A 21,093-nucleotide genomic window follows, 5' to 3' on the forward strand; every position below is an offset into this window, starting at 1 on the left:
GCACCGCTGTCCTACAGCGGCAACAGGATGTCCTTCACCCGCGGGTCGGTGCGCAGGAACTCCTGCACCGCAGGGTCCTTGAACGCGGCAACCAGGTTCCTGATGTTCTCAGTGTCCTTCCACCGCGTGCCGATGGTCAGCTGGCCGGCGAACTCGTCGGGAGCGGGCGGCGCGAAGATCTCCTTCTCGATGCTCACCCCCGCGGCGAGGTAGTACTCGGTGTAGCCGACAGCGGCATCGAGGTCGGGAAGAGCGCGGGTCTGCGCGGCGAAATCGAGCAGGGTGAACTGCAGGTTCTTCGGATTCGTCGCGATGTCCTTGACGGTGGCCTGCCACTTGTTGACGTCCGGCTTGAGAGTGATGAGCCCGGCGCGCTCGAGGAACCACAGCCCCTGAGCCTCGTTGGCCGGATCGGAGTACAGGGAGACCTTCGCGTTCTGCGGCAGTTGCTGCGGGTCGGTGTACTTGTCGGAGAAAAGCCCGAAGCCCCACCGGAAGACCGGCGTCGCGGCCTCCTCCCGGAAGTCCGGGTTCGCCTGCAGCACCTGGCCGAGCCACAGCTTGTGTTGATAGACGGTGGCCGCCACCTCGCCCTCGCTGACGGCGCGGTTGATCGTGGTGGAGTCGGCGAGGCCCTTGAAGGCCACGGTGATCCCGTGCCGCGGGGCGACGTCCTTGGCGATGAACTCGATGAGCGCCTGCTCCGCCGCGTTGCCCTCGGTAGTGGCGACCAGCAGGGTGGCGCCGGCGGTCTCATTGGCGGTCTTCGCGTCGGAGCCGCCGAAGGCGCGCCAGCCCACGAATCCGGCGACGACGAGAACGACGAGGATCACCACGCCGATGATCAGGGGCCGGCGCGAGCCGCGTGTGCTGAAGCCATGGTCGTCGTCGGCGGGCGGAGCGGCGGGCGTGGGGGTTTCGGTATCGCTCATGCGAGGGCCTTTCGGAGGACGGTCTGTTCGGGGGTGAGGTGGCGCACGAGGGCGTCGCCGACGAGCTGGATCGTGGTGACCACGACGATGAGGACCACGATGGTCGCGATCATGACGCCGTGGTCGAAGCGCTGATAGCCGTAGGTCACGGCGACGTAGCCGAGTCCGCCCGCGCCGATGGTGCCGGCGATCGTCGAGTATTCGATCATGGCGATGGTGTTGATGGTGAGGCCGCCGACGATGCCGGGCAGCGCCTCGGGGATCTGTGCGCCCCAGATGATCTGGGCGTTGGATCCGCCCGAGGCCTTGGCGACGGTCACCACGTCGGGCGGTAGCGCCCGCAGGCTGTTCTCGACGATGCGGGCGAAGAAGGCGATGCCCGCGATGGACATCGGGACGACCGCGGCGGCGATGCCGATGTTGGTGCCGGTGAGGAACCGGGTGAACGGGATGATCGCGGTCATGAGCACGAGGAAGGGCAGCGACCGACCGATGCTGATGACCCACGTGAGCGGTTGGTGCAGAGCCGGTCTCGCGAGCAGGCCGCCCGGCGCGAGGTTGTGCACCAGGGCGCCGAGCGGCACGCCGACGACGAGCACGATCACCATGACGAGCCCGACCATGATCACGGTGTCGCGGAGCGCGGGCAGCACCAGGTCGGGGATGTCGCTGAGCGGCACCGTGATCCCGGAGGCGAGGCAGGTCATGCCGGCACCGCCTCGCGGGCGCCCGCGTCGGTGCGCAGCCCCAGGGCGCGCGCCGAATCCAGGACGCGGGTGAGGGCACCGTCGTCCACGCCGATCGTGACCGTCCCGACGGTGACGCCCCCGACGGCCTGCACGGACGCGGAGAGCATTGCGACGGCGGCGCCCGTCTCGAGCGTGACGCGACTGAGCCAGTCGGCCGGCACCGTCGTGTCGTAGGTCAGGTGCACCGTCGTCTGGCCCGACGGTGCCGTCGCGGCAGGCCCGGCGGATCGGAGGGCCTCGCCGAGGACCGATTCCGGGTCGGTGAGCAGGCCGACGAGGGCGCCCTGTTCGGCGAGGATGCCGTGGTCGAGACGCGCGGCGCTGTCGGCGACGCGGACGATGGTGTCCATCTCGTGGGTGATGAGCACGACAGCGAGATCCAGCTCGTCGCGCACGTCCCGGAGCAGGTCGAGGTACTGCGCGGTGGCCTCCGGGTCGAGGCCCGACGTGGCCTCGTCGGAGAGCAGGACCTTGGGCCGCAGCGCCAGCGCGCGGGCGATCCCCACGCGCTGGCGCTGGCCGCCGGAGAGCTGGTGCGGGTAGTGGCCGGCCTTGTCCGCCAGCCCCACCCGGTCGAGCAACTCGGCGACCCGCGCCCGCGTCTCCCCCTTGGTGACGCCCAGGTACTCCAGCGGCAGCGCGACGTTCTCGGCCGCGGTGCGACGGCGCAGCAGGCTGGACGCCTGGAAGACAGTGCCGATCCGGCGGCGGGCCGCCCGCAGCTGGCCCTCCGGCAGCGCCGTCAGGTCCTGCCCACCGATCACGACGGTGCCGCTCGTCGGCCGCTCCAACAGGTTCAGGCACTGCGCAAGCGTCGACTTGCCGGCGCCGCTGGGGCCCACGACGGCGAAGATCTCGCCCGCGGCCACCGTGAAGCCCACGTCGCGCAGCACGGGCGTCGCCGCCGCGCCGGTCCCGTAGGTCTTGGTGAGGTTCCGCACCTCGATCATCTGTCCTCCTCGGAATGTGAGGAGAACAGTGCGGCACACGACTCCGCGAGAGAACGGTTGCGGTCACCCTGATTCGGGACCGCCCCGGCTCAGGAGTCGGAGGCGGAATAGATCATCTCGGCCGGCGCGCGGGACGTGCGCTTGGCGAGCGGGTAGTAGATCGCCGCGGTGCCGAGCAGCCCGACGATCCACGAGATGTCCGCGCCGCCGAGCATGTCCGTGACGGGCCCGGTGTACATCTTCTGCGCGAGGAACGGGATCTGGATGACGATGCCCGCGGCGTAGGCGAAGAGCGCCGCCCACTGCCACGATCCGTACCGGCCGGCCGGGTCGTAGAGCGCGGGGATGTCGATGCGCTCCTTGGAGATCACGTAGTAGTCGATGAGGTTGATCGCGCTCCACGGCGTGAACACCATGAGCAACACCAGCACGAAGTTCTTGAAGTTCTCCAGGAAGTCCGCGCTCGCGGCGATCGCGATGATCACGGAGACGGCGACGAAGCCGACGATGTACAGCGTGCGGGCGAGCGACGAGATCCGCGAGCCGCCGCCGAACGCGGTGACGGTGGTGAGCACCGACATGAAGCCGCCGTAGGCGTTGAGGACGTTGACCGTCAGCTTGCCCACCACGATCACGAGATAGACGACAGCGGCCGCGGCGGCGGGTCCGGCGAGGTCGCCGAGGAAGCCGACCTGGTTGCTCAGGAAGGCCTTCGAGGCGCAGGCGGCGACGAGGGCTCCGAAGGTCATCGAGATCTGCGAGCCGATCACGCTGCCCGCGAACGTCGCCCAGAAGGTCGTGCGCTCCGGCGTCGACCGCGGCAGGTAGCGCGAGTAGTCCGCGACGTACGGGCCGAAGGTGAGCTGCCAACCGGCGCCGAGGGAGATCGCGAGCAGGAAGGTGACGATGTCGAAACCCTTGACGCCCACGACGGCGCCCACGTCGTACGCGGAGAACAGGCGCACCATCAGGTACCCGATGCCGACGATCCCGACCACCGTGGCGATCCGACCGACGATGTGGATCAGCCGGTAGCCGACCACCGCGACGACCGCGGTCAGGGCGCCGAAGATCACGATCCCGACGGCGGGCTCGTCCACCCCGATCAGGCGGTTGATCGCCTGCCCGGAGAGCACCGTCCCCGTGGCCGCGAAGCCCAGGTACATGAGGATCACCAGCACCAGCGGCACCGCCGCGCCCTTCACCCCGAACTGCGCGCGACTGGAGATCATCTGCGGCAGGCCCAGCCGCGGGCCCTGTGCCGCGTGCAGTGCCATGACGGCGCCGCCGAGCACGTTGCCGATCAGCACGCCGATGATCGCCCAGAGCGCGTCGGCGCCGAAGACGACGGCGAGGGCACCGTCGACGATGGCGGTGATCTGCAGGTTCGCCCCGAACCACAGCGTGAACTGGCTACGGGGCGTGCCGTGCCGCTCGGAGTCGGGCACCACGTCGATGGTGCGGCGTTCCCGCAGCGATGCCTTCGCGTTCGTCGTCTCCATCGGGTTCCTTCGTTCTGGAGCGGAACTGCCACGGGGCAGTGACGAGGATCACCCCGGCCATTCGTATAGTGCTGTCTATACAAATGTTTGTCAAGCCCCTTGCAGCTGCCAACGAGCAGGTCACGAGCGTTGTCACCCGATAGTTGACGTGCGCTTCAGCCGCCGCGGAGCTCCCGGACCAGGGCGAGGGCGGCGGCACCGTCGGGCAACTCGTCCATCCCCGCGGTGAGGGCGATCCCGAGGCAGGCGCCGCTGATCACGCGGTCGGCGTACTCGATCGGATCACCCCACGGCAGGAAGGGCTTGGCGACGAGCAACGAGGCGACGCCGTGCACGACGGTGAGCATGCGCAGCGCGATCGGCTGCGGATCGCCGGGCGGGTAGTAGCCCACCTCCTGCAGCTCGCGCACGTTCTGCTCGAGGTGTGCGAACGCCGCGGTGGTCAGGACGACATCCACGGCCGAGGCGTCGTCGGACGGGGTCATGGCGGCGAGGCGATAGAGCTCGGGTGTCTCGAGCGCGAATCGGACGTACCCCAGCCCCTGCGCACGCGCCGCGTCGAGCGGCGTCGGTGCCCCCTCCTCCGCCTCGGTGAGGACATCGTCGAGCTGGCCGAGGTACCGCGCGACGACGGCGGTCAGCAGCGCCCCCTTGTCGGGGAAGTGCAGATAGATCGACGGCGGCGTGACACCGGCGCGCTGCGCCACCGCGCGGATCGAGACCGCGTCGGCGCTGCCCGTCTCGATGAGCAGATCGGTGGCGGCGTCGAGGATCTCGGTGGCGAGCCGCTCCCCGTCGCCGCGCTTGTTGCGCCGCCGTCGTCCCTGCTCCATGGTGCCTACGATTCTCGCAGACCGACGCGGTCGTACAGCCGCTTCATCGGCGCCGGCGCCCACCAGTTCCACACCCCAGCCACCCGCATGAACGCGGGCACGAGCAGCATACGGATCAGGGTGGCGTCCAGCAGCACCGCGATCATCATGCCCACGCCGAACATCTTCATGAAGGAGACGCCGGCGAAACCGATGGCGGCGAAGACGATCGCCATGAGTAGCGCGGCGGCGGTCACCACCCGGCCGGTGCGGGTGATGCCCATCGCCACGGCCTCGTCGTTGGCCGCGTGATCCTTGGTCTCCGAGTGGTCCCAGAACTCCTTGATGCGGGAGAGCAGGAAGACCTCGTAGTCCATCGAGAGCCCGAAGGCGATGCAGAACATCAGCACCGGCATGTTCGCGATGATCGCGCCGGTCACCGTCGTGTCGAGCCCGCCGAGCCAGCCCCACTGGAAGATCGCGACCAGCGCGCCGAACACCGCCGACAGCGAGATCACGTTCATCACCAGCGCCTTGATCGGCAGGACCAGGCTGCCGGTCAGCAGGAACAGCAGTATGAAGGTGGTCACCGCGATCACGATGAGCACCGTCGGGAGCGTGTCGAGGATCGACTGCACCGAGTCGCGATTGAGCTGCGCGGAGCCGCCGAAGGTCGGAGGCGCGGGAGCCTGTACCTCGTGCAGCCGGTCGAGCTGGTCGGAGGCGGCCTGCGACAGCGGGTCGAGCTTCGACGAGACCAGCAGCAGCGCCGTCCCGTTCGCAGCCCGGGCGGTCGGGTCACCGTCGGCGACGCGCTGCCCGGCGAGGTACGTGCCCGACGGGGCCACCACCGCACCGGTGTCCGGGACCTGCGAGAGACGCACGGCGTAGTCGGCCACGGCGCCGTCGTCGACGGTGCTCGTGAGGACGACGCTGACCTGCCCCGAGGCGTCCTCGGCGAAGTCGGAACGGATGGTGTCGCCCACCTGGTGGGAGCTCGACGACGACGGCAGTACTCGGTCGTCGGGAAAGCCGAAATGGATACTGAGGAAAGGTGTTCCGAGGATCAGCAGGAGCGCGACGAGCGCGAGGCCGATGGGCACGGCGCGGCGCAGGACCGCGCGAGTCAGCCGGTAGAAGAGGCTGTCCTGCGGCGCGGGTTCCACACGGCGGCGGCCGATCGTCAGCGCGTCCACGCGGTCGCCGAGCACCGTGAGGATCGCGGGCGTGAGGATCAGCGTGGCGAGGGCCGCGAAGACCACCACCGCGACACCCGCGTAGGCGAAGGAGCGCAGGAAGTACATGGGGAAGATGGCCATCGCGGCGAGCGAGAGCCCGACGATGACCGCGGAGAAGAGCACGGTGCGGCCCGCAGTGTTCATGGTGCGGCGCAAGGCTTCCGGGCGGTCGCTGCCCGCGGCCACTTCCTCGCGGTAGCGGGAGATCACCAGCAGCGTGTAGTCGATCGCGAGCGCGAGCCCCATCGCGGTGGTGAGGTTGAGCGCGAAGATCGAGACGTCCGTGAACGTGGTGAAGGCGCGCAGGATGCCCGTGGTCGCGATGATCGCGGCGATGCCGACGAGCACGGGGATCGCCGCAGCGACCAGGCCGCCGAAAACCCACACGAGCACGAGGAAGGTGATGGGAATGGCGACGGCCTCGGCGAGCAGCAGGTCACGCGAGGACTGGTCGTTGATCTGCGCGTAGCTGTATGCCTGGCCGCCGGGAGTCATGGTGACCGACGGGGGCGGCTGCGGCAGATCGCCGACGATGGCCTTCGCGTTGAGCGGGGCCTGGGATTCGCCGCCCGCGATGGCAGCGACGATCAGCGCCGTGCGCTTGTCCTCGCTGAGCAGCATCGGCGTTGGCGTGCTGAAGCCGTCGACGACGCTCTCGACGCGACCGTCGGCCTTGAGGCGGTCGACCAGGCCGCGGCCGTAGGCGCCCGCTGCCGCCTCCTGCCCTTCGGGGACCGAGACGGCGAGCACCAATGGCAGCCCGCCGCGGTGGAAATCGTCGGCCATGCGATCGTATGTCCGCATCGCCTCGGCCTGCGGGTCGACGTAGCCGCCGGCCTGCAGCTTGTCGGCGACACCGACGCCCGCGAGCCCGAGCCCCGCCAGCAGCAGCACGGCCAGTAGCAGCACGGCCTTCGCGCGGCGCGCGACGAAGCGGGTGAGTGCGTCGATCATCGTGCGTCCCCTTCCAGTTGTATTAACGGCGTTAAGTTAACAACGTTAATACAGCGCCGTCAACCGCCCGGGGGCGGAGATCTCTGTCACCGGAAGACTGAAGTGGGCCTAGACGCCGCCGAGGCGATTCTCACCGAGGGAATGCACGAACCGCGGGCCGAGGAGGGCCAGCTCGCGGGTGTACGTCTCGGACCAGCCACCGAAGGGCACGTGCGCGAGGTACTCGTTGCGGAAGCGCTCATCCTCGGAGACCTCGGTGACGCAGAAGTCGGGGATCGCGAGGTCCACGACGGGGCCCCCACGCTCCACCTCCGCCATCACGAGCGGGGCGTTGGCGCCGAGGAAGTCGTCGATGATCCACCCGTCCTCGCCGAGCCACATCGAGTAACGAACCTTGGCGACGACGTGCTCTGCGCGGCGTACGATCTGCCCGGCGACCAGGGCGTCGAGCTCGCGCTCGGCCTCGTACCGGGTGCCGCTCACGGCGGGCCCCTTGGCGGTCATGGTGCCGGTGGTCACGCCGTCGAGGGCGTCGACGAGCGCGCCGGGATCGTCGGTCAGTTCGGCCGGTGCGGGGCCCTGCACGCGTACTCGGACGGCGTAACCGTCGGCGGCGAACAGGTAGGCCTGCACGATGAGGGTCGGCGTGGGGTCGAGGGCAGCGGCCTCGGGGACCTCACGGACGAAGAACTTTCGCTCGAACTCGAAGTCCCCGAAACCCTGCTCAGACATGCCCCCACCGTAGCCGGTCAGGGCGGCGATCCGCGCGAAGCGGGACCGCTCAGACCAGCGTGTACCCGGCCTCCTTGACCGCAGCCTCGACGGCGTCGCGCGTCAGCTCGGCGTCGCTGGCGACGGTGACCGCACCGGTCTCCACGTTCACATCGACGCCGGTGACGCCGCCGATCTCCGAGATCTCCTCACGCACCGAGGATGCGCAGTGTCCGCAGGTCATGCCGGTCACGGTGTAGGTGGTCTCCACTGCCATTTCTCGCTCCTTCAACAACTGACGCGATCGCGGATCGTCGCGCACCATCGATCATACCCCCTAGGGGTATTAGGCTGGCATCGCAGCCGTACAGAACCGCTCGATCGCCCCGCCCTCCGCGGGACCGGTGAGCTGCAACTGTCCGAGCCACACCGCGATCCTGCCCGAGCCCGGATAGAAGTAGAACGCCGTACCCGATCCGCCGACCCAGCCGTACCGTCCCGGCACACTCCATGGGCGGGCGCGATCGACATCCACCGCGCCACCGTAGCCCCACGCGGCACCGTCGAGGAAGACGTTGCCCGGCTGGGGCGGCACCTGCACCGATGTCATCGCGGCCACAGACTCGGGGCGCAGGACGCGCGCCCCGTCGGACTCCCCTGCACCGCGCAGCATCCGGCCGAAGCGGAGCAGGTCGTCGAGGGTGGAGAGCAGGCCACCACCACCGGATTCGAAGACCGGCTCGGCGAGGAAGGCACCGTCGGCCGGGTCGACGATCGCGAGTCCCTCCGGCGTCGACATCACGGCGTCGCCGAGCCGCGGCCGCATCGCCTCGGTCGCGCGGAAGGCAGTGTCGGCCATACCCAGCGGGTCGAGCACGGCGTCGCGCAGCACGTCGTCGAGCCTGCCGCCGGCGGCGCGGGCGAGAAGCACGCCGAGGAGGTCGGCACCCGTGTTGTAGGTCCACCCCTCCCCCGGCTGGTGTGCCAGCGGCAGGCGCGCGGCGGCCGCGAGCCACTCGTCGGGCGGTGGGGTGCCGAGCGGGTCGACGGGGCCCTGGTGGAGGGTCCCGAATAGCTCCTGCATCAGAGGCGCCTCGAAGTCGGAAATCATGCCGAGGCCGCCGGTGAACGAGAGCAGGTGCCGCACGGTGATGGGGCGGACCGCGGGGACCGTGTCGTCGAGCGGGCCGCTCGGATCGCGGAGGACGCGGGGTTCGGCGAGATCAGGGAGCCAGCGCGCCACCGGGTCGTCCAGCCCGACGGTGCCGCGTTCGACGTGCACCAACGCCGCTGTCACGAGGATCGGCTTGCTCAGCGACGCGATGCGGAAGACGGTGTCGCGGGTCATCGGCACGCCCGCCGCCCGCTCGCCGCCGACGGCGACGTCGACGCCGGCGGGGTCGTCGAACGCCGCCACCGCGCCCGGCAGGGGGCCCTGCACGATTTCCCGCTCGATCAGCTCGCTCAGCATGTCGCTCCCTCGACAGGATCGGTACGTACCCTCACAAGCATGCCCATTCCCGAGTACGTGCGCAGCATCCGCGAGAAGATCGGCACCGACCTGCTGTGGCTGCCCGGCGTCGCCGCGGTCGTCGTCAACGAGACCGGCGAGGTGTTGCTCGGACGCCGCGCCGACACCGGCGAGTGGGCGTCGATCGCCGGCATCCTCGAGCCGGGTGAGCAGCCGGCGGAGGCCATCGTCCGCGAGATCCGCGAGGAGGCGGGTGTCGAGGCGGAGGTGCTCGATCTGCTCGCGGTCCGCACCGACGAGCCCGTGCACTACCCGAACGGCGATGTCGCGCAGTACCTCACGCTGCTGTTCCTGTGCCGATACCTCGCCGGTGAGGCGCACGTGGCCGACGACGAGTCGCTGGACATCGCGTGGTTCCACCCCGAAGCGCTGCCGCCGATGTCGCCGCGGCAAACGGAACGGGTGCGCCGGGGCCTCGCCGCCCTGCGCGGAGACACCCGCCCAGCGTGGCAGTAGACGTTCCGAAAATCGGGTTCAGCTGCGCTTGGCGGCAAGATTCGCCTGCACAGGACCGTGAAACGCTACTTTCGGTCGGGGATTCCTCCACACCTTCGCGTACATAACCTGATTTCTCCACAGGCACCCGGTCCTGCGACCGTTCCACAGCGGAGAGCGCCGCATGATCGACGCCATGGACCCACGGATCCCCATAATCGCCGCCGAGAGCGGTGGCGTGCTCTCCCGCCGTCACCTGCTACGGATCGGTGTCGATCCCGTGGAACTCGCCACCCTGCGACGGACCGGGACGATCACGGTCCTTCGTCGCGGCTGGTACGCCACCACCACGGCACGGCCCACGGTCATCGCCGCGGTCCGGTCCGGCGCCGTGGTGACCTGCGTGTCGGCGCTCGAATACACGGCCGGGCTGTGGGTGCCACCCGGAATCGCGCGGATGCACCTGCGGTGGCCGCGGCACACGCCGGTCGCCGCTCGGTCGCACCCGTCGTGCCGCAGTCACCGGCCCTTGCCGATGCCGCTGCGCGCGGTGGACTCGCTGCCGGTCGCGCTCCAGTGCGCGGCGAACTGCCTTCCCTCGGACGAGTTCATCGCGGTGCTTGACTCGACGCTGCGGATGCCTCGGCCGTACACGGAGAGCGTGCTCGCGGAGATCTTCGTCGGCGCCTCGCGGCGCGTGCTCCGGCTCGTCGGGCTCGTCGACCCCGCGGCGGGTTCGGGCACGGAATCACTGGTCCGATATCGCCTGGTGTGCGCTGGTATCCGCGTCCGCTCGCAGGTCACGATCCGTGGCGTCGGACGGGTGGACCTCCTCGTCGGCGACAAACTCATCATCGAGTGCGACAGCGAGGGGTACCACGGCGGTGCGCAGCGCCGGTCCGACAATCGCCGCGACCGCACAGCGACCATCGGGGACTACCGAGTTCTTCGCATCGACTACGCCGATGTGCTGTACGACTGGGATGCGACCCTGCACGACATCCTCGCGATCGTGCGCAGTGGCCGCCACCGCGGCCGCACTCGATTTTGAGTATCCGGTCTACCGATGCACCGCCGCCAGATTCTGCAGCGGAGGGCCGTGAAAGTCGACTTTCGAAACTCAGACGGCCTGGAAAGTTGGCCGCCATCGCGAGGTCGACGACTTCCGCCCAGGTGCCCGAGGGCGCGGAGCTACTGGCTCACCACCGACCCGAGCCGGTGCTCGGGCGAGCCATCGGCGCTGTGCGCGCGGCGCCCGGCCAGACGATACCGCCGTCGACGAGGTGGCGGCGCAGATCAGCGCCCCTCGCCGGAGGCCAGCAGCGGCTCGAGGGCCGCGCGCAGCGCGTAGTCGTTGCGGGCCCAGGCTTGCACCGTCGAGCCGTCGACGAGCTCGATACCCATCCCGTAGCGGCGGCGCGGTACGGTGCTCAGCCGCCCCATCGCGCGTGCCGAGGACCACGCCGGGAAATCCTCCGGCTTGGCCCTGCGCGGGTGATCGGGGGACTTGCCGGGCAGGATCCGCGCGATCTCGGCGACGGGGATCGTCTCCTCCCCGCAGCGCAGCTCCTCGGGGGTGACCGCCATCGAGACGTGGGTGCGTCCCGCGGTCACCTGCAGCCACACGAAGCCCTGCGTCGCAAGTCCCAGCAGCAACCAGATCCACCACTCGGAGGTGCGGCCGGCGAGCAGCCACTGGGTGAGGATCATCGCCACGGTCGCGAGGGGCACCAGTACCAGCCAGATGCGGGAAAGGCCCCGCTCGGCGTACAGCGGGGTCAGCGGCCCGGTCACCGCCGGGCCGCCACGGAGCCCGGTGAGAAGTACGCGAGGGAATCCCGGCTGTTCGCCGCAAGGATCGCACCGACGACGGCTATCGCCGCGAGGATGGCCGGAACCGCGATCGTGGCATTCCCGGAGAAGAAACCGAGCACACCCTGCACAAGTACGAAGGCCGCGACGAACTGCAACACGAGCCGCGCCCAGTTCTGTCCGCGCCACAGGAAGTAGACGAGACCCGCCGCCACCGCGACGCCCACGACGACCATCACGATGGCGAGCACGAAGGTCATGGTGTCGAACTGCTCGAAGGTCTTGTACTGCTCGCGGGAAGAGCGGGCGATGATGCCGTCGCCCTCGCGCATCCGGTCGAACTGCTCGCGCAGCTCGGCGGAGCCGCGGGTCGAGATCGCCTGCGCGACGCGAGAGATCGCCGAGGCGATGATGACGAAGATCCACAGCTGCGCGGAGAGCTTCACGTCGTCGGGGCGCGGGCCCCGCGCGGGCTTCGGCACGGGCGGCGGTGCCGGCCAGGTGGGTGGCTGCGGTCCGGGACCGGGCCAGACGGGGCCCTGCTGGTGCATGCTCACCAGGTTCCCCTGTTCAGCCAACCCGCGGCCTCAGTGGCCCAGTAGGTCAGCACGATGTCGGCTCCGGCACGGCGGATCGATACCAGCGACTCACGGATCGCCGCGTCGCGGTCGATCCAGCCGTTCTGGGCGGCGGCGGTGATCATCGCGTACTCCCCCGAGATCTGGTACGCCCCCACCGGAACCGGCGAAGCGGCGGCCACGTCGGCGAGCACGTCGAGGTAGCTCATCGCGGGCTTGACCATCACGATGTCGGCGCCCTCGGCGAGGTCCAGTTCGAGCTCACGCAGCGCCTCACGGCGGTTCGCCGAATCCTGCTGGTAGGTCCGCCGATCGCCCTGCAGCGACGAGCCGACGGCCTCGCGGAACGGTCCGTAGAACGGCGACGCGTACTTCGCGGTGTACGCGAACAGCGAAACATCCTGGTGCCCAGCGGAATCTAGCGCGGAGCGCAGCACGCCGATCTGGCCGTCCATCATCCCTGACGGTCCCAGCATGTGCGCCCCGGCATCGGCCTGAGCCACACCCATCAAGGCGTACCGCTCCAGGGTGGCGTCGTTGTCGACACGCCCAGCGCCGTCGAGTACGCCGCAGTGCCCGTGCGAGGTGAACTCGTCCAGGCACGTATCGGCCATGATCACGATGTCGTCACCCAGGTCGTCCCGCAGAGCCCGCAGCCCGCGGTTGAGCACCCCGTCGGGATTCCACGAGGCGCTGCCCTCGGCGTCCTTGTCGGCGTCGTCGGGGACACCGAACAGCATGATCCCACCGACACCCTCGCGGACGGCCTCCTCGGCTGCGGCGCGCAGCGAATCGGACGTGTGCTGGACGACGCCCGGCATCGACGAGATCGGCAACGGCGCCTCGATCCCGTCGCGCACGAACATCGGCAGCACCAACTGCCGCGGCTCCACCGACACCTCGGCGACGAGCCGCCGGACGGCGGGCGTCGTGCGCAGCCTGCGAGGACGGACGTGAGGAAAACTCATGCCGTCCAGTCTACGAGCGGGAGCGGCGCGGCTTCTTCCGCGGCGGGGGCAGGGCGCCCTCCGCGCGGAGCCGGGAAGCGTGCGCGGCCAGAGCCTCGACGAGGTCCTCCACCGACGCGGTCTCCGGCTGCACGTCCACTCGCAGGCCGAACTCGATCGCGGTCTCGGCCGTCTTCGGCCCGATGCACGCGACGATGGTGCGGGTGTGCGGCTTACCGGCGATCCCGACCAGGTTGCGCACCGTCGAGCTGGAGGTGAAGCAGACCGCGTCGAAGTCGCCGGACTTGATCATCTCGCGGGTCGAGGCGGGCGGCGGAGCGGCGCGCACCGTGCGGTACGCGGTCACGTCGTCAATCTCCCAGCCGCGGTCGCGCAGGCCCTCTGCGAGGGTCTCGGTGGCGATGTCGGCGCGCGGCAGCAGGACCCGGTTGACCGGGTCGAAGACGTCGTCGAAGGGCGGGAAGACCTCGAGCATGCCCAGGCTGGACTGCTCGCCCGTCGGAATGAGCTCGGGCTCGATGCCGAAGGCGCGGACCTTGGCGGCGGTCTGCTCGCCGACGCAGGCGATCTTCACGCCGGAGAAGGCACGGGCGTCCAGGCCGAACTCGATGAACTTCTCCCACACGGCGCGCACGGCGTTCGTGGAGGTGAAGACGACCCACTGGTAGCGGCCGTCGACGAGGCCTTTGACCGCGCGCTCCATCTGCGCGGGGCTGCGCGGCGGCTCGACGGCGATCGTCGGGACCTCCATGGGAATGGAGCCGTGGGCGCGCAGCCGGTTCGACATCTCGGCGGCCTGGTCCTTGGTGCGGGGCACGAGCACGGTCCAGCCGTACAGCGCGCGCGACTCCCACCAGGAGAGCTTGCTCCGCTGGCCCACGACCTTGCCGACGGTGACCACGAGTGGACCGGGCAGGCCCGCGCCCGCCTCGTTCAGCGTCGCGAGGGTGGCCTCGACGGTCTTCTGCTTGCAGGTCGAGCCCTGCGCGGTGACGGCGACGGGGGTCTGCGGCGCGAGGCCGTTCTCGACCAGCGCGGAGGCGGTGTCGGCGAGGTGCTCGGCGGTCGCGCTCAGCACCAGGGGCGACGGGGCCGCGGCCAGCGCCGCCCAGTCGACCTCGCCGCGCACGTCGGCCTCGGTGTGCGCCGAGCCCAGCGCCATGCCGGCGTAGGTGGGGACCGCCGTCGCGGGCGCGAGGCCCGGGACGATCTCGAAGGCGACCTGAGTACGGGCGACGGCGTTGACCTCTGCCAGCACCGCGTCCGAGGACAGCGGGTCGCCGGCGACGAGGCGCACGACGTCTTCGCCGTGGCGGGCCTGCGCCAGCAAGGTCTTGGCGACCTCGGCGGGCTCGCCCAGCGCGGGCACGACCGTGGCGGGGTTGCGCACGACGGGCTCGCCCTTGCGGCCCTTCACGGCGGCCGGATCGGCGGCGTCGTCACCGGTCTCGACGGGCTCGGCCGGCAGCGCGGTGCCGACCATGTCGAGCACGGTCTGCGGAACGTCGGGGTCTGTGTAGACCGTCCGGGCGCCCGCGATACTCTGCTCTGCACGCAGGGTCAGCAGTCCCGGATCGCCCGGGCCGGATCCCACGAAGGTGATGCGGCCCGGTGCCACCGCCCGGCCCCGGGCGGGCTTGTTCGTCTTCGCGGCGACGCGGGTGGACACCGTGTCGGTGTCGGCTGCCGTGTCGGCCTTCGCGGACTGTGCAGTGCGGCTCATGTATCGGCTCCCAGTAGTTGCGGGTGCTACGCGAGCAGGTCGCGTGCGCCCAGGTCGAGCAGCTCCCGTGCCAGCGCGATGCCCAGCGCGCCGGCTTCGCCCACCGGACCGACCACAGAGGCGCGGACCGAGTCGGAGCCGTCCGCCGCGAGCGCGATGCCACGCAGCGACAGCTCCTCGAAGATGCGACCGTCGTCGTCGAGGGACTCGACGACTTCCGCGATCGCACCGACGGGCGCGGTACACCCGGCCTCCAACTCGGCGAGGAGGGCACGCTCGGCGGTGACCGCCGCACGCGTGACCAGATCGTCCAGGCCGGAGAGCACGGAATGCAGTTCCGCATCGTCGCGTCGGCACTCCACCGCGAGTGCGCCCTGAGCGGGCGCCGGCAGCATCTGCACCGGATCCAGCGCCTCCGTCACCTCGTTGTGGCGACCGATCCGCTTGAGTCCGGCGAGGGCGACCACGATCGCGTCGAGTTCGCCGTCCGCTACTTTGCGTAACCGAGAGTCAAGGTTGCCTCGTAGGGGGCGGATTTCCAAACCCAGACCCAGTGCGGTAAGCTGGCTGGCTCGTCGCGGGCTGGAGGTGCCGATCACGGACCCCGCCGGCAGCTCCCCCAGCACCAGTCCGTCGCGCGCCACGAGGGCGTCGCGCGAGTCCTCGCGGGGCGGCACGGCGGGCATCGACAGCCGGTCGTCGGGCGCGGTCGGCAGGTCCTTGTAGGAGTGCACGGCCACGTCGACCTCTCGGTTCGCGAGCGCGTCACGCAGCGCGGACGTGAAGACGCCTACGCCGATCTTCTCGACCGGCTCGGAGCTCAGGTCGCCCGGCGTCTGCACGATCACGAGCTCGGCCGGATGACCGGCGGCGATCAGGGCATCGCGTACGGTGCCGGCCTGTGTGGTCGCCAGCAGCGAGCCGCGCGTGCCGATGCGGATGGGCTGCGGAACGGTGGGGTCAGACACTTCGGTCGTCGGATCCTTCGGTCGCGGAGACGGCGCCGGTGGCGCCCGGCTTGAGTTCGAAGAGCTCCCGCAGCGCCTCCGCGTAGGAGTCGCCGCCCGGGGTGGCGGCCAGCTGCTTGACGCGCACCGTCGGGGCGTGCAGAAGCTTGTCGACGACGCGGCGCACCGTCTGCGCCACCTCGTCGCGATCCGTGCCCTCCAGGCTCGGGAGACGCGAATCCAGCCGCAGCAGTTCGGCTTCCACCACCTCGGCGGCACGCCGGCGCAGGGCCGTCACGGTCGGGGTGACCTCCGCCGAGCGCTGCGCGGAGAGGTACTCGGCGAGCTCGTCGGAGACGATGCTGCGGGCCTTCTCGGCGTCCTCCTCGGCGGCCTGCGTGCCCGGCTCGCGGGAGAGGGCATCGATATCGATGACGGCCACGCCCGGAAGCCCGGCGACGGCGGGGTCCACATCCCTTGGCAGGCCCAGATCGCACACCACGAGATCGGTGTCGACGGTGCGCTGCGCCAGGGCGGAGTGCACGTCGGCGAGGCTCACGACGCTGCCGACGGCACCGGTGCAGGCGATGAGCACGTCGGCGTCGGCGAGGGCGACCACGAGGTCGTCCATGGCGACGCCGCGGGCGGCGGTCACGCCACCGTCGAGGGCGGCCTGCGCGAGCCGATCAGCCTTGTCCTGGGTGCGGTTCGCGACCGTCACGTCGACGGCGCCGGCGCGCGCCAGGTGGGCGACGCCGAGGCCGCCCATGGCACCCGCGCCCACGACGACGGCGCGGCGCAGCGAACCGCCCTGCGCGCCGAGGATGGCCTGCGCGCGGTCGAGGGCGACGGAGACGACGGAGGCGCCGGCCTTGTCGATGCCCGTGTCGGTGTGCACGCGCTTACCGACGTGCAGGGCGCGCTGCGCGAGGTCGTGGACCACGCGGCCGGCGACCTGATGCTCGTCGGAGGCCGCGTAGGCGCCACGGATCTGGCCGAGGATCTGCTGCTCGCCGACGACCATCGAGTCGAGGCCGGAGGCGACGGAGAAGAGGTGCTGGACGGCCGCCTCGGAGTAGCGCACGAAGGCGTGCTTGCTGAGCTCGTTGATGGTGAGGCCGGAGCGGGCGGACAGGACGTCGGAGACTGCTTCCAGTGCGGGGTGGAAGGCCTCGACGACGGCGTAGATCTCGACGCGGTTGCAGGTGGTGACGACCATGACCTCGTCGATGTGCGGCGACTCCATGAGCTGCGCCAGCACCTTGGGACGATCGGTCTCGGTGATCGCCAGTTTCTCGAGGACCGACACCGGCGCGCTGCGGTGCGACGCGCCGAACAGCAGAACCGACACCCTCGCTGCTCCTTCGAAGATCTTGACGGGTGAACTACAGTCCGTAGTTTCCCGTTAAGGCACGGTACCCCGCATCCCCTGAAATGGGAAAACGCGCACAGCCTCACCTCACCCGTGCAGGTGACGAGGGGTCACCCGTCACGGTCGCTCAGCCCAGGATATCCGCCCGCAGCTGCGGAACGTCCGCTTCCCAATAGCTGTGCTGCTCGCCGTCGAGCAGGACCACCGGCAACATGTCGCCGTACTCGCCGCGGTACTCGGTGTTACCGGGGGCGTCGACGTCCAGTTGCCGGTAGTCGACGGGGCGGTCGGCGGCGCGGAGTTCGACGACGAGCGCGGTGAGCTCGTCGTGGGCACGGGCGCACATCCCGCACCCCTCCCTGGTGAGCAACGTGATCACGGACATGTGCCGAGTGTCCCACCCCGAGCGCGGCGCGCGCCGCTAAGGTTGAGGGGAGATCACGCACGTGGGATCACGCGAGTGGGGAGGTGCCCTTGTCCGAGACGGCCAGCGCCGACGAACAACGGCAGAGCGCGGCGGGCGAGGCGAGCGCCGACGCCGCCCATTCGCTGCTGCTCGAGAAGGAGGGCCGCGAAGACGGCCAAGTGCCACCCGACCTCACCGCGGCCGCCTTCTTCGACGTCGACAACACGATGGTGCAGGGCGCGTCGATCGTGCACTTCGCCCGCGGCCTCGCCGCGCGCAACTACTTCTCCTACTCCGACCTGGCGTCGGCCGTGTGGGCGCAGGCCAAGTTCCGGCTCACGGGCAAGGAGAACAGCGAGGACGTGGCGGCTGGGCGCGAGAAGGCGCTGTCCTTCATCGCCGGCCGCTCCACCGAGGAACTCAAGGCCGTCGGCGAGGAGATCTACGACGAGATCATCGCCGACAAGATCTGGCCGGGCACCCGCGCGCTGGCGCAGATGCACCTCGACGCCGGGCAGCAGGTGTGGCTGGTGACGGCCACCCCCGTCGAGCTGGCGCAGACCATCGCCGACCGGCTCGGCCTCACCGGCGCCCTCGGCACCGTCGCGGAGTCGCAGGACGGGGTGTTCACCGGCAAGCTCGTCGGCGACATCCTGCACGGCCTGGGCAAGGCGCACGCCGTCCGCTCGCTGGCGATCCGCGAGGGCCTGAACCTCAAGCGCTGCACCGCCTACAGCGACTCCCACAACGACGTGCCGATGCTGTCCCTGGTGGGCACCGCCGTCGCCATCAATCCCGACTCCGACCTGCGCGACGTCGCGCGCGTGCGGGGTTGGGAGATCCGCGACTACCGCACCGGCCGCAAGGCCGCCAAGATCGGCGTCCCCACCGCCATCGGTGTGGGCGTCGCCGTCGGCGGCGCCGCAGCACTGATCAAGCATTTCAGCGACGACTGAACGGGCCATCCCCCATCCAAGCCCGACAACGGCTTCCGCCAACCGTCGTCGTCGAGAATATGCGATATGAAAACATACGCGTACGCCTAACGTCATCTGCCGCTATGTTTTTCAGACTGAAACGTCACCACCGGACGCCGTGAACAACGCCGTGATCTGCCTCGCGGGCCGCGTCCGATGCCTTTAGGCTTCACGTGTGAGTCGGACAAAAATCGGACACGTTCGGTACGTGCTCCGTACGAGTTGGGCGGTACCCGGTGTCGCCTTCCTCGCCGTGCTCATCGGTCTCGCCTCCGGCGCCGGCGCGTTCCTGATCAGCGGAACCGCGCCCGCTTCCCGTCCGGACACCACGTCAGCTAGCCCGCAGGTATCGCCGGCCGCGATCGCGCTCAAGGCGGCGGACGATTCGCGCACGATGTTCTCGCTCCTGTCCGATGCCCTCACCTCCTCGAGCACCGGCCTGATGTCCGCGACCTCGGCGATACCGCAGATCTTCGACAGCCTCGCCCGGGCCCGCGCCGGGGCCGCCGACCTCGCCACGTCGCTCGAGTCGACGTCGTCCGCGTCCCAAGCGCTCACCGAAGTCACTGAGGTCACATCGACCTGGTCGAACAGTATCGAGCAGGCCACTGCTCTCGCTTCGCTCAGCACGTCCGTCCGTACCTCCCTACGCGACGTTCGGACCCGTTTGGCGCCCAGTACCAACCCGACCGACGTCGCGACCCGCGAGCGGATCGACGCGGTCCTCGACCAGTCCGCAGGTCTCGACGCTCTGCAAGGTGCGAACGCGCTCCGCAGCGCGCTCGCGTCGTTGTCGAGCGCCTCGTCCCGAGGAAGCGCCGGCCTCACTTCGGCGCGCACCGCAGCCCGTCAGCTACGCGACGGCCTGACGACAATGACGAGCGCCCGCCCCGCGGCCGAGGCCGCGGTCGCGAAGCTCAATCTCGGGGTGCGGCAGTTGGGGATCGCACTGCAATCGATCGATCGCCAACTCGAGACCGTGCAGACCCAGTTACGAGCGGATTCGACCACCCACTCGACCGCCGACACCGCTCTCACCACTGCGTCCGTCGCGACCACGTCCTCGCCCGACCGGCTCGCCTACGCCGTCCTGACCGGCGCGGTCGGAGCGGTGCTCGTGTACCTGTCCGCCGCCCTGATCACCGGCCGGCGGCGCCGCACGGTCGTAGCAACCGCACCACTCGCGAACGTGGCACGCGCGTATGCCTCCGACAGCGGGACCGGAGCACTCTCGACCGATCCGAATCTGCCGGTGCTGCCTCCGCGCCCCGACCTCGTGCAGGCGCCCGGAACCGCCGACTTCACGGCACAATCCGGTACCGACGTGGCTGCACCTGAACCGGCTCAGGGACTCTCCCGCGTTCCGTCTGCACTCGATACTGGACCGGTACTCGTCCACGTCCAGCAGCCCTGATCGGGCGCCGCTCAGAAGTCCTGGAAGATGTTCTTCCGGCGGGCGAGGATGCGATACAGCGACTGCTGGATGGTCTCGCGGACGTTGTCGGTGAGCTCGAAGACCACCATCGGGTCGTCGGCGTCGGCCTCGGTGAAGCGGTCGGTGGCGATGGGCTCGCCGAACTCGATGTGCCACTTCGACGGCAGCGGCACCATGCCCAGCGGGCCGAGCCACGGGAACAGCGGCGTGATCGGCGCGTAGGGCAGGCCCAGCAAACGCGCGACGGGCTTGACGTCAGCGAGCATGGGGTACGTCTCCTCGGCGCCCACGATGGACACCGGGATGATCGGCACCTGCGCGCGGATCGCCGCGGTCACGAAGCCGCCACGTCCGAAGCGCTGCAGCTTGTACCGGTCGCGGTAGAGCTTCCCGATGCCCTTGAAGCCCTCGGGCCACACGGCGACGAGCTCGCCGCGGGTGAGCAGCGCCTCGGCGTCGGCGTTGCAGGCGACGGTCGCGCCCATCTTGCGGGCGACCTCGCCGATGACCGGGTACTCGAAGGCCAGGTCGGCGGCGAGCAGACGCAGGTGCCGCTGGTCGGGATGGTTGTCGTGCACCGCGACGGCGGACATCAGCCCGTCGAGCGGGATCACGCCGGAGTGGTTCGCCACGAGCAGCGCGCCGCCCTCGCGGGGCAGGTTGTCGGCGCCGGTGGTGTCCACCCGGAACCATTTGTCGTAGACGGGCCGCAGCGCGGGCAGGAAAAGCGCGTCGGTCAGGTGCGGATCGAAGCCGAAGGGGTCGATGTCGTAGTCACCGGTGAGCCGCTCGCGGACGAAAGCGGCACCGTCGACCACCGAGTCCGCGGCGCGCTCACGCCAGCCCGGTCCGGGCTCGGCCGGTTGCGCGGCGGCGATGTAGTCGGGGTTGAGGGCATGCACCGTGGCCTCGCGACGCGGGGTCGACGACACCGGGTTGCCGGTGAGCGCGGACGGGTGCCGCTGCTGTGCGCGCTCGCGCCCCTCGGTGCGAGCGGTGTCGATGGACACGGGCAGCTGCAGCACCTTCGCGTGCTGTGAGCCTGAAGAGTTGGTCATGTC

Annotated in this window: 21 protein-coding genes; 4 read left to right on the plus strand and 17 right to left on the minus strand. The window is 70.0% G+C overall.

Translation table 11 applies throughout. The features are described from left to right. Positions 1-11 precede the first annotated feature (11 nt). From HNP44_RS14270 to HNP44_RS14310, 9 genes are all read right to left on the minus strand, one after another. The gene (locus tag HNP44_RS14270) at positions 12-932 is read right to left on the minus strand and encodes a MetQ/NlpA family ABC transporter substrate-binding protein (RefSeq protein WP_259141115.1); all 921 of its coding nucleotides are present in this window, start codon (positions 930-932) and stop codon (positions 12-14) included. Further along, positions 929-1,639, minus strand: coding sequence for a methionine ABC transporter permease (locus HNP44_RS14275; protein ID WP_259141116.1), 711 nt, complete (start codon positions 1,637-1,639; stop codon positions 929-931). Before HNP44_RS14275 ends, HNP44_RS14270 begins: the two co-directional genes overlap by 4 nt. Beyond that, complete coding sequence (locus tag HNP44_RS14280) at positions 1,636-2,631, minus strand: methionine ABC transporter ATP-binding protein (RefSeq protein WP_259141117.1); 996 nt, start codon at positions 2,629-2,631, stop codon at positions 1,636-1,638. The genes HNP44_RS14275 and HNP44_RS14280 overlap by 4 nt, the downstream gene beginning before the upstream one ends. Positions 2,632-2,720: 89 nt before the next feature. After that, entirely contained in the window at positions 2,721-4,133 is a 1,413-nt protein-coding gene (locus tag HNP44_RS14285; RefSeq protein ID WP_259141118.1) for a purine-cytosine permease family protein, read from the minus strand. Positions 4,134-4,288: 155 nt separating this feature from the next. Beyond that, a complete protein-coding gene (locus HNP44_RS14290) occupies positions 4,289-4,966 on the minus strand; it encodes a TetR/AcrR family transcriptional regulator (RefSeq protein ID WP_259141119.1) in 678 nt (225 codons plus the stop codon). A 5-nt stretch (positions 4,967-4,971) separates the two neighbouring features. Then, positions 4,972-7,137: an MMPL family transporter gene (locus HNP44_RS14295; protein WP_259141120.1), complete on the minus strand. Its 2,166-nt coding sequence runs from the start codon at positions 7,135-7,137 to the stop codon at positions 4,972-4,974. Between the two features lie 108 nt (positions 7,138-7,245). Further along, positions 7,246-7,869: a hypothetical protein gene (locus tag HNP44_RS14300; protein ID WP_259141121.1), complete on the minus strand. Its 624-nt coding sequence runs from the start codon at positions 7,867-7,869 to the stop codon at positions 7,246-7,248. A gap of 49 nt (positions 7,870-7,918) precedes the next feature. Continuing rightward, positions 7,919-8,125 (minus strand): heavy-metal-associated domain-containing protein, encoded by a 207-nt coding sequence (locus HNP44_RS14305; protein ID WP_259141122.1) that lies wholly within the window; start codon positions 8,123-8,125, stop codon positions 7,919-7,921. Positions 8,126-8,194: 69 nt separating this feature from the next. Next, positions 8,195-9,319: a serine hydrolase domain-containing protein gene (locus HNP44_RS14310; protein WP_259141123.1), complete on the minus strand. Its 1,125-nt coding sequence runs from the start codon at positions 9,317-9,319 to the stop codon at positions 8,195-8,197. 39 nt (positions 9,320-9,358) lie between these two features. On the opposite strand from HNP44_RS14310, the gene HNP44_RS14315 reads away from it, so the two are divergent. Together HNP44_RS14315 and HNP44_RS14320 are read left to right on the plus strand one after the other, a co-directional pair. After that, entirely contained in the window at positions 9,359-9,835 is a 477-nt protein-coding gene (locus tag HNP44_RS14315) for an NUDIX hydrolase (RefSeq protein WP_259141124.1), read from the plus strand. 175 nt (positions 9,836-10,010) lie between these two features. After that, complete coding sequence (locus HNP44_RS14320; protein WP_259141125.1) at positions 10,011-10,865, plus strand: type IV toxin-antitoxin system AbiEi family antitoxin domain-containing protein; 855 nt, start codon at positions 10,011-10,013, stop codon at positions 10,863-10,865. A gap of 245 nt (positions 10,866-11,110) precedes the next feature. Here HNP44_RS14320 and HNP44_RS14325 read toward each other — a convergent pair whose 3' ends face one another. From HNP44_RS14325 to HNP44_RS14355, 7 genes are all read right to left on the minus strand, one after another. Then, on the minus strand, positions 11,111-11,608 hold the full coding sequence (locus HNP44_RS14325; protein WP_259141126.1) for a DUF3093 family protein: 498 nt from the start codon (positions 11,606-11,608) through the stop codon (positions 11,111-11,113). Beyond that, entirely contained in the window at positions 11,605-12,183 is a 579-nt protein-coding gene (locus HNP44_RS14330; RefSeq protein WP_259141127.1) for a hypothetical protein, read from the minus strand. Before HNP44_RS14330 ends, HNP44_RS14325 begins: the two co-directional genes overlap by 4 nt. Continuing rightward, positions 12,180-13,172 carry a porphobilinogen synthase gene (gene hemB / locus HNP44_RS14335; RefSeq protein ID WP_259141128.1) on the minus strand — a complete coding sequence of 331 codons (993 nt, stop codon included), beginning with the start codon at positions 13,170-13,172 and terminating at the stop codon, positions 12,180-12,182. Before hemB ends, HNP44_RS14330 begins: the two co-directional genes overlap by 4 nt. A 10-nt stretch (positions 13,173-13,182) precedes the next feature. Continuing rightward, entirely contained in the window at positions 13,183-14,895 is a 1,713-nt protein-coding gene (locus HNP44_RS14340) for a bifunctional uroporphyrinogen-III C-methyltransferase/uroporphyrinogen-III synthase (RefSeq protein ID WP_259141129.1), read from the minus strand. Positions 14,896-14,921: 26 nt separating this feature from the next. Further along, positions 14,922-15,863, minus strand: a complete 942-nt coding sequence (hemC, locus tag HNP44_RS14345; protein ID WP_259141130.1) for a hydroxymethylbilane synthase — start codon at positions 15,861-15,863, stop codon at positions 14,922-14,924. Next, the gene (locus HNP44_RS14350) at positions 15,856-17,193 is read right to left on the minus strand and encodes a glutamyl-tRNA reductase (protein ID WP_259141131.1); all 1,338 of its coding nucleotides are present in this window, start codon (positions 17,191-17,193) and stop codon (positions 15,856-15,858) included. Before HNP44_RS14350 ends, hemC begins: the two co-directional genes overlap by 8 nt. 148 nt (positions 17,194-17,341) lie before the next feature. Continuing rightward, positions 17,342-17,599: a glutaredoxin family protein gene (locus tag HNP44_RS14355; protein WP_259141132.1), complete on the minus strand. Its 258-nt coding sequence runs from the start codon at positions 17,597-17,599 to the stop codon at positions 17,342-17,344. Between the two features lie 83 nt (positions 17,600-17,682). Here HNP44_RS14355 and HNP44_RS14360 point away from each other — a divergent pair, with 83 nt between their 5' ends. Next, entirely contained in the window at positions 17,683-18,576 is an 894-nt protein-coding gene (locus tag HNP44_RS14360) for an HAD family hydrolase (protein WP_374758782.1), read from the plus strand. A gap of 229 nt (positions 18,577-18,805) precedes the next feature. Continuing rightward, positions 18,806-20,011 (plus strand): hypothetical protein, encoded by a 1,206-nt coding sequence (locus HNP44_RS14365; protein ID WP_259141134.1) that lies wholly within the window; start codon positions 18,806-18,808, stop codon positions 20,009-20,011. Between the two features lie 11 nt (positions 20,012-20,022). On the opposite strand, the gene HNP44_RS14370 is transcribed toward HNP44_RS14365, so the two are convergent. Next, positions 20,023-21,090, minus strand: coding sequence for a lysophospholipid acyltransferase family protein (locus tag HNP44_RS14370; protein WP_259141135.1), 1,068 nt, complete (start codon positions 21,088-21,090; stop codon positions 20,023-20,025). Between the last annotated feature and the right edge of the window lie 3 nt (positions 21,091-21,093).

Origin of the sequence: Tsukamurella ocularis (assembly GCF_024807615.1) — a bacterium.
GTDB lineage: Bacteria > Actinomycetota > Actinomycetes > Mycobacteriales > Mycobacteriaceae > Tsukamurella > Tsukamurella ocularis.